Source organism: Pseudomonas sp. GW822-FHT03F08 (assembly GCF_058801265.1).
Window position 1 is genome coordinate 229,807 of sequence record NZ_JBXANC010000009.1, and the last position, 20,401, is coordinate 250,207.

The following is a 20,401-nucleotide window of genomic DNA, read 5'->3' on the forward strand; positions in this document are numbered from 1 at the left end:
GCAACTCTCCGCAGGTTCGGCGAAAAAATGAGGCGCTGTGATATAACACCGGGCTGTTTCTCCTACAACTGGATGAGCCTATGAAAGCCAAGGCTGATGTACCTTTCGCACCGCTCAATATCGCGGTACTGACGGTCAGCGACACCCGCACTCTGGAAACCGATACCTCCGGCCAGGTCTTCGTCGACCGTTTGACCGCAGCCGGTCACAACCTGGCGGAGCGGGTATTGCTCAAAGATGACCTGTACAAAATCCGTGCGCAAGTCGCCCACTGGATTGCCGAAGACGTCGTGCAAGTGGTGCTGATCACTGGGGGCACTGGCTTCACGGGGCGCGACAGCACGCCGGAAGCCGTTGGGTGCCTGCTGGACAAACAAGTCGATGGTTTTGGTGAGCTGTTCCGCCAGATTTCGGTTGCCGACATCGGCACCTCCACTGTGCAGTCCCGTGCCCTGGCAGGGTTGGCCAACGGTACGCTGGTCTGCTGTCTGCCGGGTTCGACCAACGCGGTACGTACCGGTTGGGATGGCATCCTGGCTGAACAACTGGATTCGCGGCACCGCCCGTGCAATTTCGTCCCTCACCTGAAACAGGCAGCTCCCTGTGAATCCCGTGGGTAAGCCTGGCAAGACCGGCAGCCTGATGCCGGTCGAGGTGGCCCTGGCGCGTCTGCTGGAAATGGCTGACGCCTCGCGGATTGTCGAATCCGAATATCTGCCACTGGCGCAGGTCGAGGGGCGCGTGTTGGCGCAGGATCTGGTTTCGACACTGGATCTGCCGCCATGGCCCAACAGTGCCATGGACGGTTATGCCTTGAACCTGGCCGACTGGACAGGTGAGCCAATGCCGGTCAGCCAGAAGATTTTTGCCGGCCAGTCGCCTGAACCGCTGGAGCCGGGCACCTGCGCCCGCATCTTTACGGGCGCACCCGTTCCGCCGGGCGCCGATTGCGTCGAGATGCAGGAAAACGCGGTGATCGAGGCCGACGAACGAGTGCGGTTCATCGAGACCATGGTGTCCGGACAGAACATCCGCCCGCAGGGGCAGGAAACCACCGTGGGCGAGTTGATCCTGTCCGCGGGAACCCGGCTCGGTCCGATCGAGCAAGGGCTGGCCGCGTCTTTGGGCTGTGCCGGCCTTGACGTGGTCCGCAAGATCCGCGTGGCAGTGCTGTCCACTGGCGATGAGTTGGTCGAACCGGGAACGGCATTGGGCCCGGGACAGATTTACAACAGCAACCGGGTGGTGCTGTGCAGCTGGCTGCAGCGTTTGGGCTGTGAAGTGCTGGATGCCGGTATTCTTCCGGATGACTTGCCCACCACCCGCGCACGTCTTGGGGAGCTCAAAGAGGCCGATCTGATACTGTCGACCGGTGGCGTATCGGTTGGTGAAGCGGATTTCCTCGGTGTTGCGCTGAGGGAAGAGGGTGAGCTGACACTGTGGAAGCTGGCGATCAAACCCGGGAAGCCTTTGACTGTTGGTCATTTCCGTGGTGTTCCGGTCATCGGCCTGCCCGGCAACCCGGCGTCGACCCTGGTGACGTTTGCCTTGTTGACCAAGCCCTATCTGCTGCGTCGTCAGGGTGTGCAGGATGTCGAGCCACTCAAGTTTCCAGTCCCGGCTGGCTTCGTCTGGCCCCAGGCCGGCAATCGGCGTGAATTCCTGCGGGGGCGCCTGGAACAGGGACAGGCAACGATCTACCGAAACCAGAGCTCGGGCGTTCTGCGTAGCGCCGCCTGGGCTGATGGATTGGTGGAGGTGCAGGAGGGGCGCACCCTGTCCCAGGGAGATATGGTGCCTTTCATTCCCCTGAGTGAACTTCTCGGCTGATCATTGAAATGCAGGCTCGTGTGGGCCTGCATTTCAGTCCGTCAGCGGCTGATCAGTGCAACGAGCTGATCGAAGCGACTATTGGCAACCCAGCCCAACAATCCAAGAATCACCGCTGTGGCACCTGCGGAGTAGGCGAGACGGTGCTTGATGGCTTTGACGTCTCCTCTTACTTCGTCCATGTCACGGCGGATGTATTTGAGGTGGGTTTCCAGCTCGGTGACACGAGGTTCCATAACGGTTTCTCCAGTGTTTTTGGCACAGCTGTTGAGTTCGGCCCTTTGACTGGCACGACTGTCGGAGAGGGGAGCAACCGGGCTCGATGGCATTCTTGCTTCATGGCTGTACATGCAGATTCCCGCCTGCTGCCATGAGTTTCTGCCGGCAGAAACGGTTACTCGAATGATCGAAAGTCCTGATGATGTATTGACTCATTACCTGCACATCCTTGTGTGATCGGGTTGAAGATTGTTGCCACCGACACACGGTGTACCAATGGCCAGGACGGGTCAATTGAGCCGATTCCTTACATTCCGTACGAAAAAATACCGCCTTGTAGGACGCGTGAAAGGGGGGCGCTGGAAATACTTGGGATTGCGGCGGCTCTTTTGCGTGCCGTGAGGGTCAAGATGTCCCGAACCGATTCAATTCCGGGAGTGACCAAAATGAGTGAACGCAGGGCATTGTTGATTCTGCATGGCAAGCAGGCACTCAACGAAGCGGTTCGCGCCGCGGTTGAACGCAAACGCGGACAGGGCTGGGAATTGGCTGTGCGCCTGACCTGGGAAGCCGGCGATGCCCAGCGTCTGGTCGAAGAAGCGCTGGCTGCCGGATTCGGGCAAATCATTGCTGGCGGTGGCGATGGTACCTTGCGCGATATCGCCGAGGCCCTGGCGGCTCACCCGGGCAAGGCCAGTCTGGTGTTGTTGCCACTGGGAACCGCCAACGACTTTTCTCGCGCGGCCGGTGTTCCTCTGGAACCGGATGAGGCACTCGAATTGCTTGATGCGCCTGCCTGTGACATCGATCTGGGGGAGGTGGGCGGGCAGATATTCCTGAACATGGCCACGGGCGGCTTTGGCAGTCAGGTCACCGCCAATACCTCGGAAGATCTGAAAAAGGTGCTGGGGGGCGCGGCCTATCTGTTTACGGGCCTGTCGCGATTCAGTGAGTTGCACGCCGCCCATGGCGAATTGCAGGGGCCGGATTTCCATTGGCGCGGTGAGCTGCTCGCGCTGGGTATCGGCAATGGCCGCCAGGCGGGTGGAGGGCATGTATTGTGCCCAGAGGCACTGGCCGATGACGGCCTGCTGGATATCAGTATCCTGCCGGCGCCTCAGGAGCTGGTCGGCACGCTGAAAACCCTGCTCAGCGACGGGTTCGGCATCGACAACATGTTTGTGCGCACGCGTTTGCCGTGGGTCGAAATCAAGGTGGCCGAAGGGCTCTGCATCAATCTTGATGGCGAGCCCCTGGAGGGAGACAGTCTGCGGTTTGCGGCGCGTCCGGCGGCACTGCGTGTGCATTTGCCGGAGAACTCGCCGCTGTTGGGCAGGACGCGGTGCTTCAGTCGTCCAGACTGATGATCTGTTCCCGCACGGCAAACAGCACCAGCCCGGCCACATCGTAGATCTGCAGGCGTTTCATGATCTGCGAGCGGTGGGTTTCCACGGTCTTGATGCTCAGGCCCAGACCATTGGCGATCTCGCGGGTGGACTTGCCGCGCACGATCAGGCGCAGGATTTCCAGCTGGCGCGCTGTCAGGTTATGTGAGTCGGCGACCTCCGGTTGCAGCTTCTGATTGCGGGTCAGTGCCTGATTGATCACCGTGTGGGCGATGGCCGGGCTCAGGTAGCGCTCGTTGTTGCGCAGGGCTTCCAGCGCGTGTTCGAGCTCGGTCGCCGTGGTGTCCTTGAGCAAGTAACCGTGAGCGCCGGATTCCAGTGCCTGCATGATCAGTGCAGGATCGGTGTGCATCGAGAGGATCAGCACTTTGCTGTGCGGACGAACCCGTCTGAGCCGTTGCAACGCTTCGAGGCCGCCGGTTTCTTTCATGGAGATATCCAGCAAGACGATATCGGGGTTCAGTTGCTCGACCATTTCAAGCAACTGCGAGCCGTCATTGGCCTCGCCGATTACCGCATAACCGGGAATATCCAGCACCAGAGCGCGCACGCCGGCTCTGATCAGCGAGTGGTCATCCACCAGAAGTAAGTTACAAGTCAACGCATAACCTTATTCGTACTGGCCCGCTCGAGTGCACGGGGCGCCCAGGGGAATAGTGCTTCGATTTGAGTGCCTTTGCCCGGTTCGCTCGTCACGCTCAGGGTGCCGCCCAGTTGCTCGATCCGTTCGGCCATCCCGGCCATGCCTCGTTGTCCTTCACGACCGGGATTGGCGGCCGGGGCAAAGCCCAGACCGTCATCGCTGATCAGCAGGGTCAAGCCTTGGGGAAGACGTTGCACGCGGATCAGCAGGTTCTTGGCCTGCGCATGACGCAGGATGTTGGTCACGGCTTCCTGGGTGATGCGGAAGGCGGCGACTGCCATTTCCTCAGGGATGCCGTTCAAACGCTGCTGACAGTCCAGGCTCCAGTGCACCGAGGTGTTGGTCAGTGTCTTGAGCAGATGTGCGCGCAAACTGGCTTCCAGCCCCAGGCTGGTCAGTTGCCGTGGATTGAGAATGGCCGAAACATCGCGAACTTTGTTGAGGGTTTCCTCAAGGGTGTCGCAGAGTGCCGAACACTGTTCCTGCAAGTCGTCCGGCAGGCGTCGCTTGAGCCATTCGCTTTGCAGTTTGGCGGCGGTCAGCAACTGACCAATATCATCGTGCAGTTCACGACTGAGACGGTGACGTTCGTTTTCCTGGACTTCGAGTAATCGGTCGGCCAGTTCCTGAGGCTGGAACTTGATCGATTTGCGCGACAGGCGATGCTGGGTAAAGACGCAAGCGGCGGCTGCCAGATTGATCAGCAGCAGGCCAAACGACAGCGGCGCGGACAAACCATAAGTCAGCAGACTGCCCACTGCCGCGCCAATGCAAAGCGTGAGCGTGAACCTGCGCGCGTTTTCTCGGGAGGGTGGCCATGTGGCGATTGACTTGAGGCTGGCGTACATAGCGGATGGAGCCAATGGATGTTCGCTGCGGGCAGACCGGTCAGAGTGGCTGGCGGTCTCTGTCTGAAAATCTGTGGTTCAGGTTGTTGGTTTCAATACGGTTCAGTGATCGATAATTGACTGTCAACTTCGGAGCAGACCGATCATTGAAGTCACTGTGCCATTAAGTGAAAGCAACTAACGCGCGGCATAATACCACTTAACATACCGTTGGTCGCGTTCGCCCTATATGTCCAAAGAGTCAGGAAATACACCATGTTGGACGCGAGTTCCATAATGGAAAAAGTTGAATTATTGGAATCGATAATTATCGATGAAACCTGAAGTTTTCATTTTTCATACACAGGTAAACCCTGACTTCAGCGCTGGGCAGTCTGCATGTTGACGCGTAATTATTTATTTGAGGATGTCGCTGGCAGGCATGAGTTATTCAATTGCGACATTCGATGGCTCGAACTAACGGGCTGCAATGGGCCCGGCGTGCACTCGATTACGCTTGCCGCTCCGAATAGGACACGAGAGACAAGGGTTTGGCACTGAGCGGCGGTTGAAACTGGCTCTGACCCACCTGGAAGGCGAACGCTTCGATGAGGGACGTCTGCTCGCTTTCGTCCAGGCTCAGCTGGCCGGTGCTCTGGTCGACCAGTTCAAGTTGCCAGGCCATCAAGGTGAAGCAATCTTTCAGGGCGTCGAGCGCCTGGGCATGCAGGTCGACATGATCCTGCGTCTGAGTGAGCAGGCCATGCAGGTGCAGACAGAACTCGGACACGGCCACCAATGCAAGGGCATCGGCCTTGTTCGCCAGTTTGAGCAGGGTGCTGAGCATGCAGTCGATGGCGTCCTTGTCATTGCTGATCAGTTGCAAATGACTCAGGCACTCTTCGGACTTGGCCAGGAGCGTTTCAGCCTCGACAAGAAATTCGGGGAAGCGCTGCGCCCACTCTTTACGGTCGTTCGGCATGCTTATCTCCACAACGTCATGTCTGATGAGCGAATGTCGTGTGTGTCGACGATCATGAACCGTCGTGAGATCGCGCCCTGCAGTGCCGAGGAGGCTTGTGCCGGGGGTTTCGAGAGGATGGGGTTCCACTGACCTGCGATCGCACACAAAAGCCTGACTCCGTTCATGCAATGAGAATGGCGTCACATTAATGGCTATTGGATATTGCGAACATCAGGTTGGGCCTGATTGTTACTAGGGGAATCCCTTAGACACGGGAACCTACCGCGCAAACCGAGGTCGCGCCGCAGAGAATGTAGCAGATGAAATCACGGGGCCAGTAAAGCATGATGTTAATGTGACATCAATGCCTTCTCATGGCATTTTGTAGGTGATTTGTATGGGGATCAAGATTGGCCGGAATCAGCCGATAACCCCCTTTAGTGAATTCACCAGAACAAGCCCAGGAGTCATTGATGGCCGGCATTCTCGATACGGTAGACCAACGCACGCAACTGGTGGGTGAGAATCGCCTGGAAATTCTCATGTTCCGGCTGGCCGGGCGCCAATTGTTCGCGATCAACGTGTTCAAGGTTCAGGAAGTCCTGCAACTGCCGAAGCTGACCCTGATGCCTCAGCGTCACCCGTTTGTCTGCGGTGTGGTCAACCTGCGCGGCCAGACCCTGCCGGTGATCGACCTGTCCCAGGCGATCGGCATGCGTCCGCTGGTGCCGGGCCCCAACAGCACGATCATCGTCACCGAGTACAACCGCTCGGTGCAGGCCTTCCTCGTCGGTGGTGTGGATCGCATCGTCAACATGAACTGGGAAGCCATCCTGCCACCGCCGACCAGCGCCGGCCGCCAGCATTACCTGACCGCCATCAGCAAGGTCGACGATCAATTGGTGGAAATCATCGACGTCGAGAAAGTCCTCGCCGAAATCGTCCCGTACAACGCCAAGGTCTCCCGCGACAAACTCGACGATCCGGTCCTGGAGCGCGCCCGTGGTCGCGAAGTGCTGCTGGTGGATGACTCCAATGTTGCACTGTCGCAGTTGCGCGACACCCTCGGCCAGTTGGGCGTGAAGATGCACATCGCCAGCGACGGTCTGAAGGCCCTGAACATGCTCAAGGCCTGGGCCGACACTGGGGTCAACATGACCGACAAGTTGCTGATGATCTTCACCGACGCGGAAATGCCGGAAATGGACGGCTATCGCCTGACCACCGAAATCCGCAACGACCCGCGTCTGCGTGGCCTGTACGTGGTGCTGCACACCTCGCTGTCCGGCAGCTTCAACGACTCGATGGTGAAGAAGGTCGGCTGCGACAACTTCCTCTCCAAGTTCCAGCCGGACAAACTGGTCGACGTGGTGCGCCAGCGCCTGATGCTCGACGAAGTACCGGCCTGATCACAAAGCGGTTGCAGTGGAAGCGAGCAAGTTCGCTTCCTCATTCTCTGGCCTTTGATTCGGCGACCCAGCTCGTATAGGGTGGCGTTTTTCACCCATCAGGGAGCTGGCCATGCTGCGTCTGAGCGCGCTTTATCGTTACCCGTTGAAATCCGGCAAGGGCGAGGTTCTGCAAGGGATCGGCCTGGACAAACTGGGGCTTGAGGGCGATCGACGCTGGATGCTGGTGGACGAGGCCAGCGGGCGTTTCCTGACTCAACGTGCCGAAGCGAAGATGAGCCAGTTGTCGGCGCTGTGGAATGCCGACGGTGGCCTGACCCTCGATGCGCCGGGGCATTCGGCAATTGATATCGCGTTGCCCGGCAACGAAGCCGAACTGCGCGGCGTGACCATCTGGCGCGACACCCTGCGCGTGCCGGATGCCGGCGAAGAAGCGGCCCGCTGGGTCAGCGAATTCATCGGCAAGCCGACCCGCCTGGTGCAAGTGCCGCTGGATCGCGCCCGCACGACTGCGGCCGGGTACGGCAACGATGACGACCAGGTGGCGTTCGCCGACGGTTTCCCGCTGCTGCTGATTGGCGAGGCGTCGCTGCAACATCTGTCGCAGGAAGTCGGGCGTCCGTTGGAAATGCTGCGGTTCCGGCCGAATCTGGTGATCGAAGGCAGCGAGGCCTATGCCGAGGATGGCTGGAAGCGCATCCGCATCGGTGATGTCGAGTTCCGCGTGGTCAAGTCGTGTTCACGCTGCATTCTCACTACGATCGATCCGAAAACCGGTGAACGCAGCGCGGATCGCGAGCCGCTGGCGACTCTGCAGAAGACCCGCGCCCAGGCCGACGGTGCGATGTTCGGTCAGAACCTGGTCAATGACAGCAACGGTCGACTCGAAGTCGGCATGCCGGTGGAAATCCTCGAGTAATCTGCCCCGAAACGAAAAATGCCCGTGTCCAAGGACACGGGCATTTTTTATTGCCGCAGGAAACCGTGGTTTCAGCCGCGGTATTCGCACAGGTAAGCGGTGTCGACAGCCACTTTCAGCTGGAACTTGCTGTTGGCTGGCACGTTGAACTGGCTGCCTGCAGCGAAGGTTTCCCAGTCACTGCTGTCCGGCAGTTTGACGGTCAGTGCGCCGGACACCACGTGCATGATTTCACGCTGGCTGGTGCCGAATTCGTATTCGCCCGGGGCCATGACGCCGATGGTCGCAGGACCTTCAGCAGTGCCAAAGGCGATCGACTTGACGGTGCCGTCGAAGTACTCGTTGACTTTAAACATGGGCGATTCCTCTCGAAAAGGGCTTAAAAGGGTCAAAAAGGTCGGCCAGTATGCACAAGGCTCAGGGCGCCGTCACCTGCGCTAGAGCGGCAGCACCAGCGGTAATAATCGGGCGGTATTACGCGCATCTTCCAGTGCTCGATGCTGCTGACCGGTGAACTGCATGCCCGCCAGTTGCAGGGCGCCATTGAGTCCCAGAGGCCGTTCGAGGCGTCGGGCCTTGGCAAAGCGTTGTTTGAGGTTCATGTGCGGCACGCGGCTAAGGGCGCTGTCGAGTTGCAGGCGCTGCCATTCTTGAAGCAATTGCTTGCGGTCGTAATCGCCCCAGCTGGCCCAGCCTTCAAGGCGTGTCTGGTGCTGACCGAGCCAGCGCTCGAACGCCGGCCAGACGTCGGTCAGCGGTTGCGCCGCGTCGATGTTGGCCTGAGTGATATGCGTGAGCTCACGACAGAACGGCGTCAGCAGTGGCCGACGCGTCGGTTTGACGAAGCGTTGAAAGTGATCCTGCTCGCGACCGGCACGATCCACCAGGGTGGCGCCAATCTCGATGATCTCCATTTCCGTAACCGGCCAGCCACCTTCATCGGTGGTGGCTTCCAGATCAATGACCAGCCAATGGGGCATCGCAGGGTTCCTGATTTCCGCGTCCTGATTATTCAGAGCGTAGTCAAACCTTGCGGATGCGCGCGGCGACTACTCGACCTGCAACAGAACCTGACGATTTTTGACCTGATCGCCGACCTTGACCTGCACCCGCTTGAGCACGCCATCGATGCCGGCCTTGAGCGGGTGCTCCATTTTCATCGCTTCCAGCACCACCAGCAGTTGGCCTTTGCTGACCGGACTGCCTTCGCTGACAAGCACGTCGATGATTGCGCCATCCATCGGGGCTTTCAAGGTGCCGGTGCTGACGCTGGTCTGACTGTCGATCACGGCATGAGTTCGATCCACCAGGCGCAGGCTGCCGGGACGGGTGAACAGCCAGAGATGGTCGTCGTGCAGGCGATAGGCGTGGCGCCGGCGCAGGCCTTCGATTTCGAGGGATATCGAGCGTTCGTTGTATTCGATGAGCTTCAGTTCGAAGGCACGTTCAGCCACCTGAACCCGAACGATGCCGTCCGGGGCCGCGAGCAACTGCACGCTCCACGTCTGGTCGTCGAGACCGAGTTGATAGTGCAACGGCGCCCCGGCATTGTTGCGCCAACCGGCCAAGGGTGAACGATGCGCCCCGGCACAGGATTGATAAAACAGCAACGCTGCGACTGCGAGTTCTTCGGCACTCGGTGTATGCGGGTGCAGACAAGGATGGTCGGCGAAGTGTTGCGGGATAAACCCGGTACTGAATTCACCGCTGATGAACTGCGGATGCTGCAACAGACTGGCGAGCAGTCGCTGATTGCTCTGCACGCCGAGCAACACGCTGTCCTGCACCGCGCACAACAGTTTGCGCCGGGCCTCTTCGCGGGTCGCGCCGTGGGCGATCAGTTTGCCGAGCATCGGGTCGTAGAACGGTGAGATCGACTGACCTTCGATCAGCCCATGATCAACCCGCGCACCCCGATTCAGTGCCGGTTCCCAGGCTTCGACACGGCCGGTCTGCGGCAGAAATCCCTGGGCCGGATCCTCGGCGTAGAGGCGCACCTCCATGGCGTGGCCATCGAGTTTGACTTGTGCTTGCGTCAGCGGCAGCGGCTGGCCCTCGGCAACCAAGAGCTGCCACGCCACCAGGTCCAGCCCCGTGATCAACTCGGTTACCGGATGCTCGACCTGCAGCCGGGTGTTCATTTCCAGAAAGTAGAACTGGCCTCGGGCGTCGAGGAGAAACTCCACGGTGCCGGCGCCCACGTAGTTCACCGCGCGTCCGGCCTTGAGCGCCGCTTCGCCCATCGCCTGACGCAGTTCTTCGGTCATTACCGGGCACGGTGCTTCTTCGATGACTTTCTGATGGCGACGCTGGATCGAACAATCGCGCTCGCCCAGGTAGATCAGGTTGCCGTGGTGATCGCCGAACAACTGCACTTCGACATGGCGCGGTTCAATCAGGGCTTGTTCGAGGATCAGTTCGTCGCTGCCGAAACCGTTCAAGGCTTCGGAGCGGGCGGTGCGCAATTGCGCCGCCAGCTCCTCGGCGTGATGCACCAGGCGCATGCCGCGTCCGCCACCGCCGGCGCTGGCCTTGATCATCAGCGGATAACCGATGTGTTCGGCTTCGCGTGTCAGGGTCGCGTCGTCCTGCTCGGCGCCTTGATAGCCGGCGATGCACGGCACCCCGGCAGCGAGCATGGCAATTTTCGACTGGCGTTTGCTGCCCATCAGTTCGATGGCTTCGACGCTGGGACCAATGAAGGTCAGGCCGGCCTGTTCGCAGGCTCGGGCGAACCCTGCGTTTTCCGAAAGGAAGCCATAACCAGGATGGATCGCGTCGGCACCGCTGCGCCGGGCGGCGTCGAGGATGGTCGGGATGTTCAGGTAGGACTGTTGCACCGGCGCCGGGCCGATGTTCACGGCCTCGTCCGCCATTTGGACATGCAGCGCATCGGCGTCGGCGTCGCTGAACACCGCGACGGTGCGATAGCCGAGGGCCTGGGCAGTGCGCTGGATGCGGCAGGCGATTTCACCGCGGTTGGCGATCAGGATTTTGTGGAGGGCGGGCATGGTGGTTTTTCCTGAATGTTGGCGGTGAATTGGAGGGCCTCATCGCGAGCGAGCTTGCTCCCACAAGGTCAGGTGCTCCATCCAGGTTTGCGTTTTTGCACGAACGCCATCGTGCCTTCGATACCTTCGGCACCGGTCACGGCTTCGCTGAACCACTGCGCCGCTTCATCCAGCAATTCACTCGACGGCTGGCCGGCGCTGGCCAGCAGTAATTTCTTGGTAGCGGCATTCGCTTCGGGGGCGCAGCACAGGACATGTTGCAGCACTTCATCCAGCCGTTCGGCCAGTGCCTGGGGATCCTGCTCGACAAAATGCACCAGCCCCAGGCGCCGCGCCTGATGGCCGTCAAAACGCGCGGCGGTCAGGGCCAGGCGGCGGGCTTCAGTGAGGCCGATGCGCTGCACCACAAACGGCGCGATCTGCGCCGGCAACAGGCCGAGGCTGGTTTCCGGCAGACCGAATTGCGCCTGATGATCGGCCATCGCGATATCGCTTACGCACGCCAACCCGAAACCGCCCCCGAGCACCGCGCCCTGCAACACGGTGATCAGCACTTGCGGCGCGTGCTGCGCTTCTTCCAGCAACGACCCGAAAGTGCGGTTCAACTCGCGATAGGCATCGCTGCCCTGAGCGCGGGCGTTGGTCATGTCCTTGATGTCGCCACCGGCACAGAAATGCCCGCCGGCACCGCTGAGCACCAGCGCGCGAACGCTGCGGTCATCGTGCACGGCGGCCAGCACTGCGCGCAGTTCGGCGACCATTTGCAGGCTCATGGCGTTGCGGCTTTCCGGGCGATTGAGGGTGATGTGCAGCACGCCGTTATGCGGCTCCAGCAACAGCGTCTGGCAATCGGGCAGGGTGCTCATTTCTTTTTCCCCGGCAGGATGCCCATCAGTTTGCAGATGATCCCCAGCATGATTTCGTCGGCGCCGCCGCCAATCGACACCAGTCGCACGTCGCGGTAGGCGCGGGCCACCGGGTTGTCCCACATGAAGCCCATGCCGCCCCAATATTGCAGGCAGCTGTCGCTGACTTCGCGACCGAGACGCCCGGCCTTGAGCTTGGCCATCGAAGCCAGTCGGGTGACGTCCTGGCCTTTCACGTATTGCTCGGTGGCCTGATAGACCAGCGCCCGCAGGCATTCGATTTCGGTCTGCAATTCGGCGAGACGGAAGTGGATCACCTGATTGTCGATCAGCGCATTGCCGAAGGTCTTGCGCTCCTTGCAGTACTCGATGGTGCTGTCGATGCAGTATTCCAGGCCCTTGATCATGTTGGCCGCACCGAACAGGCGTTCCTCCTGGAATTGCAGCATCTGCATCATGAACCCGGCGCCTTCATGGCCGATGCGATTGCGCTGGGGCACCCGCACGTTGTCGAAAAACACCTGGGCGGTTTCCGAGCTGCGCATGCCGAGCTTGTCCAGGTGCGAACTGAGGCTGATGCCCGGTGTGTTCATCGGGACCATGATCAGCGACTTGTTGACGTGCGGCTTGTCGTCCGAGGTGTTGGCCAGCAGGCAGATGAAGTCGGCGCTCGGCGAGTTGGTGATCCACATCTTGCTGCCGTTGATCACGTAGTCGTCGCCGTCCTTGCGCGCGGTGGTCTTGAGCCCGGCGACGTCGGAGCCGGCGCCGACTTCCGAGACGCCGATGCAGCCGACCTGCTCGCCGGTGATCGCCGGGCGCAGGAATTCGTCGCGCAATTCATCGGAGCCGAAGCGGGCGAGGGCCGGGGTGCACATGTCGGTCTGCACGCCGATCGACATCGGAATGCCGCCGCAATGGATGGTGCCGAACTCTTCGGCGGCGACGATCGAATAGCTGTAATCCAGGCCCATGCCGCCGAATTTTTCCGGCTTGGAAATCCCCAGCAGGCCGAGGTCGCCGGCCTTGCGGAAAATCTCGTGGATCGGAAAGCGCCCGGCCTTTTCCCATTCATCGACGTGCGGGTTGATCTCGTGCTCGACGAATTGGCGGACGGTGCGGCGCAGTGCTTCGTGTTCCGGGGTGAAGATCATTTTTATTGTTCTCCTTGAGTCCGTGGCAATCAGAACCGGCTGACGCCGAAGCTGTTGGGGGCCAGCGTGCGCACATCGGCTTCGTGGCAGATATCCAGCAGGTAACCGAGCAGGGTGCGGGTGTCGCGTGGATCGATCAGCCCGTCGTCCCACAGGTTGGCGCTGCCGTAGAGGGCGGTGGACTGGCTGTCGAGTTTCTGCGCGGTGACCTGTTCCAGCATGTCGAGCATCTTCGGGTCGGGCACCAGACCGTCCTTCAGCTGCTTGGCTTCGGTGACGATCCGCAGCACCTTGCCGGCCTGGGCGCCACCCATCACTGCGGTGCGACTGTTGGGCCAGGCGAAGATGAAGCGCGGATCGAGCCCGCGTCCGCACATCGCATAGTTGCCCGCGCCATAGGAGCCGCCGACCACAACCGTCAGTTTCGGCACCCGTGCATTGGCCACGGCCTGGATCAATTTGGAGCCGTGCTTGATCACGCCGTGCTGTTCCGATTCGGTGCCGACCATGAACCCGGTGGTGTTGTGGAAAAACAGCAGGGGTGTCTGACTTTGGTCGCACAGCTGAATGAACTGCGCCGCCTTGCTTGCACCGTTGGGCGTGATCGGGCCGTTGTTGCCGATGAAACCGCAGGCGCGGCCCTGAATTTTCAGGTGGCCGCAAACGGTCTGCTGATCGAACTCGCCCTTGAACTCCATGAAACGCGATTCATCGGCGATCCGCGCAATGATTTCACGCACGTCGTAGGGCTTTTTCGGGTCGTCCGGGATCAGGCCCAGCAGTTCGTCGATGGGATACAGCGGCTCTTTGAATTGCGGTTCGGGCAGCCACGGAAGCTGCTCGTTCCAGTTCAACAGGCTGATGATTTCCCGCACCTGACGCACGCCGTCGGCATCGTTCTCGGCCAAATATTCGGCGGTTCCGGCGACTTGCGCGTGCATCTCGGCGCCGCCCAGTTCTTCGTCGGTGGCCACTTCACCAGTCGCTGCCTTGAGCAAGGGTGGGCCTGCGAGAAACAGCTTGGCCTTGCCGCGCACCACCACCACGTAATCCGACAGCCCCGGCTGATACGCGCCGCCGGCCGTGGCCGAGCCGTGCACCACGGTGATCTGCGGCAGGCCCATGGCTGACATGCGCGCCTGATTGGCAAAGCTGCGTGCACCTTCGACAAAAATTTCCGCCGCGTAGTTGAGGTTGGCGCCGCCGCTTTCGGCGAGGGTGATCACCGGCAGTTTGTTTTCCTGGGCGATCTGTTGCAGGCGCAGGGATTTTTTCAGACCCGACGGGGAAATCGTCCCGCCCTTGATCGCGCTGTTGTTCGCCACCACCAGCGCCCGCACGCCGGAAACGTAGCCAATGCCCGCAATCAAACCGCCACCGGCCGAGCTGCCGTCCTTGTCGTCGTGCAGTTTGTAGCCGGCCAGGCTCGCCAGTTCGAGGAATGGCGCGCCAGGGTCTAGCAGCAGGTTCAGGCGTTCGCGGGGCAGCAGTTGCCCGCGCTTGTCGAATTTCGGTTTGGCTTCGGCGGCCTTGTTCAGCAGGTTCTGTTCGAGCTGCTGGACTTGCTCGATGGCCGCGAGCATGGCGGTGCGGTTGCGCGCAAAGGCTTCGCTGTGCGGGTCAAGCTGGGACTGGATCTGCGGCATGGCTTACTCCTTGTCCTTCAAGACGTCCGGCATATAGGCCCGGTGGAAGCCGTTGAAGGATTCGCTGTGGGTCGCCTTGTGCAACGGCCATGCGCGACTGCCCAGGCTGGCCGCGCCATCGATGCGCAACGTGCTTCCGTTGATGAACGACGCCGCCGGGCTCAACAGAAATACAATCGCGGCGCTGACCTCCGATTCGGTGCCGATGCGTTTGAGCGGCACGTGTTCGCGCAAGGTCGGGATCACCGCCTTGAACGCGCCTTCATAGGTGTCCATGCCGCTGGAGGCGATCCAGCCCGGCGCCACTGCGTTAACCCGAACCCCGGCATAACCCCATTCGAATGCCGCGGTCTTGGTGAAATTGTCCATGCCTGAACGGGCGGCGCCGGAGTGGCCCATGCCGGGCATGCCGCCCCACATGTCGGCGAGCATGTTGACGATGCTGCCGCCGTGTTTGCTCATCGATTGATTGAACACTTCCCGAGCCATCAGGAAACCGCCGACCAGATTGGTGCGCAGCACGGTTTCGAAGCCTTTCTGATTGATCGAGGCCAGCGGCGACGGGTATTGCCCGCCGGCATTGTTGACCAGTCCATGGATCGGCCCGTGTTCGCGGATCAGTTCGCTGACCAGCGCTTTCACCGCTTCTTCGTCACGAATGTCGCAAGCCCTCCAGTGCGCCCGGCCACCGTCCTCGGCGATTTCGGCAGCAACGGCTTGCAGCTTTTCCGGTTTGCGTCCGACCAGCACCACGGTGGCCCCGAGCGCGGCCAGTTCATGGGCGGTGCAACGCCCGATGCCGCTGCCGCCACCGGTGACGATCACGGTCTGGCCGCTGAACAGGTCAGCCCGGAAAATCGATTCGTATGCCATGGACAATCCTCTAGTCGAACTGCTCGGCGATGCTCTGTGGCACCGGGATCTGGATTTCCAGCAATTGTTGGGCGAAGGCTTTGCCCTGCGGGTCGATGCGCAGGCTCGCCACGCCACCGCCGCCGAGGGCGTTTTCCAGCAGGAAATTCAGGCTGTGAGTACCCGGCAGATACCAGCGTTCGACCCGGCCGTGAATCGGGTCGAGGACATGGCTCATCCAGTCGACGACCACGGCCGGGGTCAGCGCTTCGGCGATCCACGGCAGGTACTCCGGGCGACGTGGCATGACGCCGATGTTGCTGTGATTGCCCTTGTCGCCGGAGCGCGCCACCGCCAGTTTTACCAGCGGCACGCTGGCGTCGGCGCGGCCATGGGGTTTGGGCGTTTCGTGGGGCAGGGGCAAATCCTCGCTGTCGAGGGTGGCCGAGGCGGGCAGGGCAAACGGGTGGCGCTCGCCGGCAATGTCGATCTGCAAGCTGCAGGCGCTTTTGTCGATCAGGAACGAGAACAGCCGGATCAGCGGATACACCGTCGGCCGCCCGCCGACGATGCCGGTCAGCCCCGGCGCCATGCCGGTGGCGGCCTGGGCGATTTCCCGGGAAAACAGGATCAAGGCCTGTTTGTTCGGGTGGCGCACGGCGAGTTTGATCACCACTTCGCGGCTGTCCCGACGCTGGCCGTGAGGGCCGTAGGTGGCTTCGCTGCCGAGCAGCTCGATATGGGTTTCGCTGTAGGGGCCCCAGCCGCGTTGCTCGAGCATTTCAGAAGTCTTGTCGATGATCGCCTGACTGACGCGTCGGGCTTTTTCCACCGCATCGATGCCGGCGATCAGACAACTGGCGGTGCAGCGGAAACCGTCCGGGTACGTCGCACTGACCTTGTATTTGTCGCTGGGCGGCAAGCCTCTGGCGCCGTGGACGCGAACTGCGTTTTTGCCTTGCTGCTGAAGCTTGACCTGACTGAAGTCGCAGACCACATCGGGCAACAGATAGGCCTGTGGATCGCCGATTTCGTAAAGCATCTGTTCGCCGACGGTCAGCGGCGTGACCAGTCCGCCGGAGCCTTCGGGTTTGCTGACGATGAACTGGCCGTCGGTGCTGACCTCGACGATCGGAAAACCGATGTGTTCGTAATCGGGTACGTCGCGCCAATCGGTGAAGTTGCCGCCGGTGCACTGTGCGCCACATTCGATGATGTGCCCGGCCAAGGCTGCTTGCGCGAGTTTGTCGTAGTCGTGCCACGACCAGCCGAATTCATGCACCAGTGCGGCGCTGACCACTGCGCTGTCGACCACGCGGCCGGTGATGACGATGTCGGCGCCCAGACGCAGGGCTTCGACGATGCCCGGTGCGCCGAGGTAGGCGTTGGTCGAAACGCACATCGGGGGCAGCGGGGCGCCGCTGAACATTTCCGTGATGCCCTGGGTGGCGAGCTGTTTGAAGTGTGGTTGCAGGTCATCGCCCGACAACACGGCGATTTTCAGCGCCACGCCGGCCTTGTCGCAGGCCGCTTGCAGGGCGGCGGCACAGGCCTGGGGATTGACCCCGCCGGCATTGCTGATGACGCGAATCTTCTGTTCGGCCAGTTGCGGCAGCAGGGGCGCCAGGACTTCGATGAAATCGCCGGCAAACCCGGCCTGCGGGTCCTTCATGCGGGCGCCGGCCATGATCGACATGGTGATTTCGGCCAGGTAGTCGAACACCAGATAATCCAGCTGTCCTGCGGCCACGAGCTGCGCGGCGGCGGTCGAGGTATCTCCCCAGAATGCGCTGGCGCATCCGATGCGGACGGTGGTGGGCATTTTCATCTCCGACTCAGCAACCTGTGACAGAAGTGCATCGAGGCTACCAAGCAAGCGCTTGGTTTGTAAACAGGCTAGGTTATCTTCTGCCCAAGCGCTTGCTTGGTCGCGGCCGGCGGCTTAAATTGCCCGCGCAACCCTGCGGTTTCAGGGCGGCAGACGACTGAACGACTGTAGGAGAGAACGGGTGGACGAGCAAAAAGCCCTGAAGGTCATGCGCGAACTGGTCGACGAAGGCCGGTTGACCGACCCGGACAGCGCTCGCGGCAAACTGCTGCAAGTGGCGGCCCACCTGTTTCGCAACAAAGGCTACGAACGCACCACTGTGCGCGACCTGGCCGGCGCTGTGGGCATTCAGTCAGGCAGCATCTTTCATCACTTCAAGAGCAAGGACGAAATCCTGCGCGCGGTGATGGAAGAAACCATCCGCTACAACACGGCGCTGATGCGTGCAGCCCTGGCCGAAGCGGCCGATGTGCGCGAGCGGGTGCTGGCGCTGATCCGCTGCGAATTGCAGTCGATCATGGGCGGCAGCGGCGAAGCGATGGCGGTGCTGGTGTATGAGTGGCGCTCGCTGTCCGAAGACGGTCAGGCCAAGGTGCTGGCGCTGCGTGACATTTACGAGGACATCTGGCTGCAAGTGCTGGGCGAGGCCAAGGAAGCGGGGTTCATCCGCGGCGATGTGTTCATTACCCGACGTTTTCTCACGGGCGCATTGTCCTGGACCACCACCTGGTTCCGCGCCGGCGGCAGTTTGAGCCTCGATCAACTGGCCGAAGAAGCGCTGATCCTGGTGCTCGAAGAACGCTGATTACTTTCTATCGGCCCGGGAAACTGGCTAACTGGGCGAAACCGCCTAGCTTGAATGCATGGAACGGTACTTTTTCGGGGAGTGGGGTGTTTTGAAGTCTTCGTCAAATCGGACGGCCGCCGGGCTGATGCTCGCAGCGCTGGCTGCATCCTGGGTTTTGCCTGCTGAGGCGGTGCAAGTGGTTCGGGTGGGTGCGGCGCATTTCCCGCCTTACACCATTCGCCCGGAAAACGGTGCCGACACCGGGCTGCTGCCGGAGCTCGTCGCTGCATTGAACAGCTCGCAGAGCGACTACCGTTTCGAGCTTGTCCCCACCTCGATTCCGCGACGGTTCGGCGATTTCAAGGAGGGCCGCACGGACATGGCGATCTTCGAGAATCCGGACTGGGGCTGGAAAGACATTCCCCATACCACGGTCGACATGGGACTGGAGGATGCGGAGATTTTCGTCGCGGAAAACGAACCCGGCCGCCAGCAGAATTACTTCGCTGATCTCAAGGGCAAACGCCTGGCGTTGTACAGCGGCTATCACTACGAGTTCGCCAACTTCAATGCCGACCCCAAATACCTCGCGGAAACCTACAACGCCACGCTGACCTATTCCCACGACAGCAACCTGTTGATGGTGCTGCGCGGTCGGGCGGACATTGCCCTGGTCACTCGCTCGTATCTGTTCGATTACCTGCTGCGCAACGACAAGGTGCGTGACGAATTGCTGGTGTCGCAACGCATCGACCAGATCTATCACCATTACGCCATTCTCAGCCCGAAAGCGCCGATTACCGGCGAGGCGTTCGGCAAGTTGCTGCAAGGGCTGCGCGACAGCGGGCAGATGCTGAAGATCTTCGATCCGTACAAGATTGCCGTGGTGCCAGTGCCTCACCCATGACGGGCGGTTTTTCGCGCCCGGCCTAAATTTCCCGCCCCGGCTCACGTCCCATCGTTGAACTGTCGACGATTATCGTGAGCCCGACCCATGTCCAATCTGAATGACCTGACTGCCCTGGCCTTGCCTTCGGGCAGTCAACTGATAGCCGATGCCACCGAAAGCCGTCTGAGCCTCAGCCTGGACGGGCAACCGCTGATTCGCCTGCGCCTCGATCGTGAAGGTCAGGGGCCGATCCAGATCGATGAACGCTATGCGCTGCCGCCAGGCCAGGCGCTGTGGGCGGCCTGCTATTGGCTGTTTGCCCGGGATCCGGCGCGTCAGCAATTGATCTGGCAACTGGATCAGCCGCCGACCGAAGCCTTGCTCAGCGGTTTGCTGGTGAGCACTGAAGTGGCGGGCGAATATCGCTGCGAGCGCACGCTGTTCTGGCAACTGCCGCAACCGTGGCTGGGGGCTTCGCTGACCGGCAGTTATCCGCAGCAGATGGTCATCAGCAACGGCAAGCGCCATCCGTTGCGACCGGTGAAACCGCGCGGTGAGGTTTATCGGCGTTTCGATGCACGTCTCGGTGCGTGGATTTCCCTGCGAACGGTGGAGATCGAGCAGGATCTGGCGCGTTTCAACCGCTGGCAGAACAGCCCGCGAGTCGCCAGTTTCTGGCAGGAAGAGGGCAGTATCGAACAGCATCGCGAGTACCTGAGCAAGCTCGACGCCGATCCGCACACTCTGACGCTGATTGGCTGTTTCGACGACCAGCCGTTCGCTTATTTCGAAGCCTACTGGGCCAAGGAAGATCGCATTGCGCCGTTCTACGATGCCGATAACTACGATCGCGGGATTCACATGCTGGTCGGCGAAGAAGATCATCGCGGCCCGCACAAGGTGGCGAGCTGGCTGTCGGCGCTGGTGCATTACCTGTTTCTGGATGATCCGCGTACTCAGCGCGTCGTCGCCGAGCCGCGTGCCGACAATGCGAAGATGATCGGCCACATGCACAACCAGTGCTTCCACTGCGAAAAGGAGTTCGACTTCCCGCACAAGCGCGCAGCGTTGATGATCCTGGGGCGTGAGCGGTTTTTTGATCGCTGCAAACTGGCGTGACGCTTCGCTGAAACAAAAAAAGATCGCAGCCC

General features: G+C 60.9%; 20 protein-coding genes. 8 read left to right on the forward strand and 12 right to left on the reverse strand.

Annotated elements, in window-relative coordinates:
* Window positions 1–80 precede the first annotated feature (80 nt).
* Complete coding sequence (gene moaB / locus AC1RME_RS23050) at window positions 81–620, forward strand: molybdenum cofactor biosynthesis protein B (protein ID WP_096821094.1); 540 nt, start codon at window positions 81–83, stop codon at window positions 618–620.
* Window positions 604–1,830 (forward strand): molybdopterin molybdotransferase MoeA, encoded by a 1,227-nt coding sequence (locus AC1RME_RS23055; protein WP_493091772.1) that lies wholly within the window; start codon window positions 604–606, stop codon window positions 1,828–1,830. Before moaB ends, AC1RME_RS23055 begins: the two co-directional genes overlap by 17 nt.
* A gap of 41 nt (window positions 1,831–1,871) precedes the next feature.
* On the opposite strand, the gene AC1RME_RS23060 is transcribed toward AC1RME_RS23055, so the two are convergent.
* A complete protein-coding gene (locus tag AC1RME_RS23060; RefSeq protein WP_493091773.1) occupies window positions 1,872–2,180 on the reverse strand; it encodes a hypothetical protein in 309 nt (102 codons plus the stop codon).
* 315 nt (window positions 2,181–2,495) lie between these two features.
* Between AC1RME_RS23060 and yegS the strand changes: the two genes are divergently transcribed.
* Complete coding sequence (gene yegS, locus AC1RME_RS23065) at window positions 2,496–3,413, forward strand: lipid kinase YegS (protein ID WP_493091774.1); 918 nt, start codon at window positions 2,496–2,498, stop codon at window positions 3,411–3,413.
* Here yegS and AC1RME_RS23070 read toward each other — a convergent pair.
* From AC1RME_RS23070 to AC1RME_RS23080, 3 genes are all read right to left on the reverse strand, one after another.
* Window positions 3,397–4,056, reverse strand: a complete 660-nt coding sequence (locus tag AC1RME_RS23070) for a response regulator (protein WP_096821098.1) — start codon at window positions 4,054–4,056, stop codon at window positions 3,397–3,399. The genes yegS and AC1RME_RS23070 overlap by 17 nt on opposite strands.
* Complete coding sequence (locus AC1RME_RS23075) at window positions 4,053–4,946, reverse strand: sensor histidine kinase (protein ID WP_096821099.1); 894 nt, start codon at window positions 4,944–4,946, stop codon at window positions 4,053–4,055. The genes AC1RME_RS23070 and AC1RME_RS23075 overlap by 4 nt, the downstream gene beginning before the upstream one ends.
* 490 nt (window positions 4,947–5,436) lie before the next feature.
* Window positions 5,437–5,907 (reverse strand): hypothetical protein, encoded by a 471-nt coding sequence (locus AC1RME_RS23080; protein WP_096821100.1) that lies wholly within the window; start codon window positions 5,905–5,907, stop codon window positions 5,437–5,439.
* 455 nt (window positions 5,908–6,362) lie between these two features.
* Between AC1RME_RS23080 and AC1RME_RS23085 the strand changes: the two genes are divergently transcribed.
* Together AC1RME_RS23085 and AC1RME_RS23090 are read left to right on the forward strand one after the other, a co-directional pair.
* Window positions 6,363–7,298, forward strand: a complete 936-nt coding sequence (locus tag AC1RME_RS23085) for a chemotaxis protein CheV (protein WP_034155209.1) — start codon at window positions 6,363–6,365, stop codon at window positions 7,296–7,298.
* 112 nt (window positions 7,299–7,410) lie between these two features.
* A complete protein-coding gene (locus AC1RME_RS23090) occupies window positions 7,411–8,217 on the forward strand; it encodes an MOSC domain-containing protein (protein WP_096821101.1) in 807 nt (268 codons plus the stop codon).
* A gap of 71 nt (window positions 8,218–8,288) precedes the next feature.
* On the opposite strand, the gene ppnP is transcribed toward AC1RME_RS23090, so the two are convergent.
* From ppnP to AC1RME_RS23130, 8 genes are all read right to left on the reverse strand, one after another.
* Complete coding sequence (ppnP, locus tag AC1RME_RS23095) at window positions 8,289–8,573, reverse strand: pyrimidine/purine nucleoside phosphorylase (protein ID WP_007940055.1); 285 nt, start codon at window positions 8,571–8,573, stop codon at window positions 8,289–8,291.
* An 81-nt stretch (window positions 8,574–8,654) separates the two neighbouring features.
* Complete coding sequence (locus AC1RME_RS23100; protein ID WP_096821102.1) at window positions 8,655–9,197, reverse strand: 3'-5' exonuclease; 543 nt, start codon at window positions 9,195–9,197, stop codon at window positions 8,655–8,657.
* A gap of 69 nt (window positions 9,198–9,266) precedes the next feature.
* Window positions 9,267–11,228, reverse strand: a complete 1,962-nt coding sequence (locus AC1RME_RS23105; protein WP_096821103.1) for an acetyl/propionyl/methylcrotonyl-CoA carboxylase subunit alpha — start codon at window positions 11,226–11,228, stop codon at window positions 9,267–9,269.
* Between the two features lie 68 nt (window positions 11,229–11,296).
* Window positions 11,297–12,094, reverse strand: a complete 798-nt coding sequence (locus tag AC1RME_RS23110; protein ID WP_493091775.1) for an enoyl-CoA hydratase/isomerase family protein — start codon at window positions 12,092–12,094, stop codon at window positions 11,297–11,299.
* Window positions 12,091–13,248, reverse strand: a complete 1,158-nt coding sequence (gene atuD, locus AC1RME_RS23115; protein WP_096821105.1) for a citronellyl-CoA dehydrogenase — start codon at window positions 13,246–13,248, stop codon at window positions 12,091–12,093. The genes AC1RME_RS23110 and atuD overlap by 4 nt, the downstream gene beginning before the upstream one ends.
* Before the next feature lie 29 nt (window positions 13,249–13,277).
* Window positions 13,278–14,894, reverse strand: a complete 1,617-nt coding sequence (gene atuC, locus AC1RME_RS23120) for a geranyl-CoA carboxylase subunit beta (RefSeq protein ID WP_493091776.1) — start codon at window positions 14,892–14,894, stop codon at window positions 13,278–13,280.
* Window positions 14,895–14,897: 3 nt separating this feature from the next.
* Window positions 14,898–15,767 carry an SDR family oxidoreductase gene (locus tag AC1RME_RS23125; RefSeq protein ID WP_493091777.1) on the reverse strand — a complete coding sequence of 290 codons (870 nt, stop codon included), beginning with the start codon at window positions 15,765–15,767 and terminating at the stop codon, window positions 14,898–14,900.
* A 10-nt stretch (window positions 15,768–15,777) separates the two neighbouring features.
* Entirely contained in the window at window positions 15,778–17,568 is a 1,791-nt protein-coding gene (locus tag AC1RME_RS23130) for an acyclic terpene utilization AtuA family protein (RefSeq protein WP_102620520.1), read from the reverse strand.
* Between the two features lie 187 nt (window positions 17,569–17,755).
* Between AC1RME_RS23130 and AC1RME_RS23135 the strand changes: the two genes are divergently transcribed.
* The 3 genes from AC1RME_RS23135 to AC1RME_RS23145 all read left to right on the forward strand — a co-directional run bounded on the left by AC1RME_RS23135 (window position 17,756) and on the right by AC1RME_RS23145 (window position 20,369).
* Window positions 17,756–18,379, forward strand: a complete 624-nt coding sequence (locus AC1RME_RS23135) for a TetR/AcrR family transcriptional regulator (RefSeq protein WP_096821109.1) — start codon at window positions 17,756–17,758, stop codon at window positions 18,377–18,379.
* A gap of 91 nt (window positions 18,380–18,470) precedes the next feature.
* Window positions 18,471–19,268: a substrate-binding periplasmic protein gene (locus AC1RME_RS23140; RefSeq protein ID WP_096821110.1), complete on the forward strand. Its 798-nt coding sequence runs from the start codon at window positions 18,471–18,473 to the stop codon at window positions 19,266–19,268.
* An 87-nt stretch (window positions 19,269–19,355) separates the two neighbouring features.
* On the forward strand, window positions 19,356–20,369 hold the full coding sequence (locus AC1RME_RS23145; RefSeq protein WP_096821111.1) for a GNAT family N-acetyltransferase: 1,014 nt from the start codon (window positions 19,356–19,358) through the stop codon (window positions 20,367–20,369).
* Window positions 20,370–20,401 lie beyond the last annotated feature (32 nt).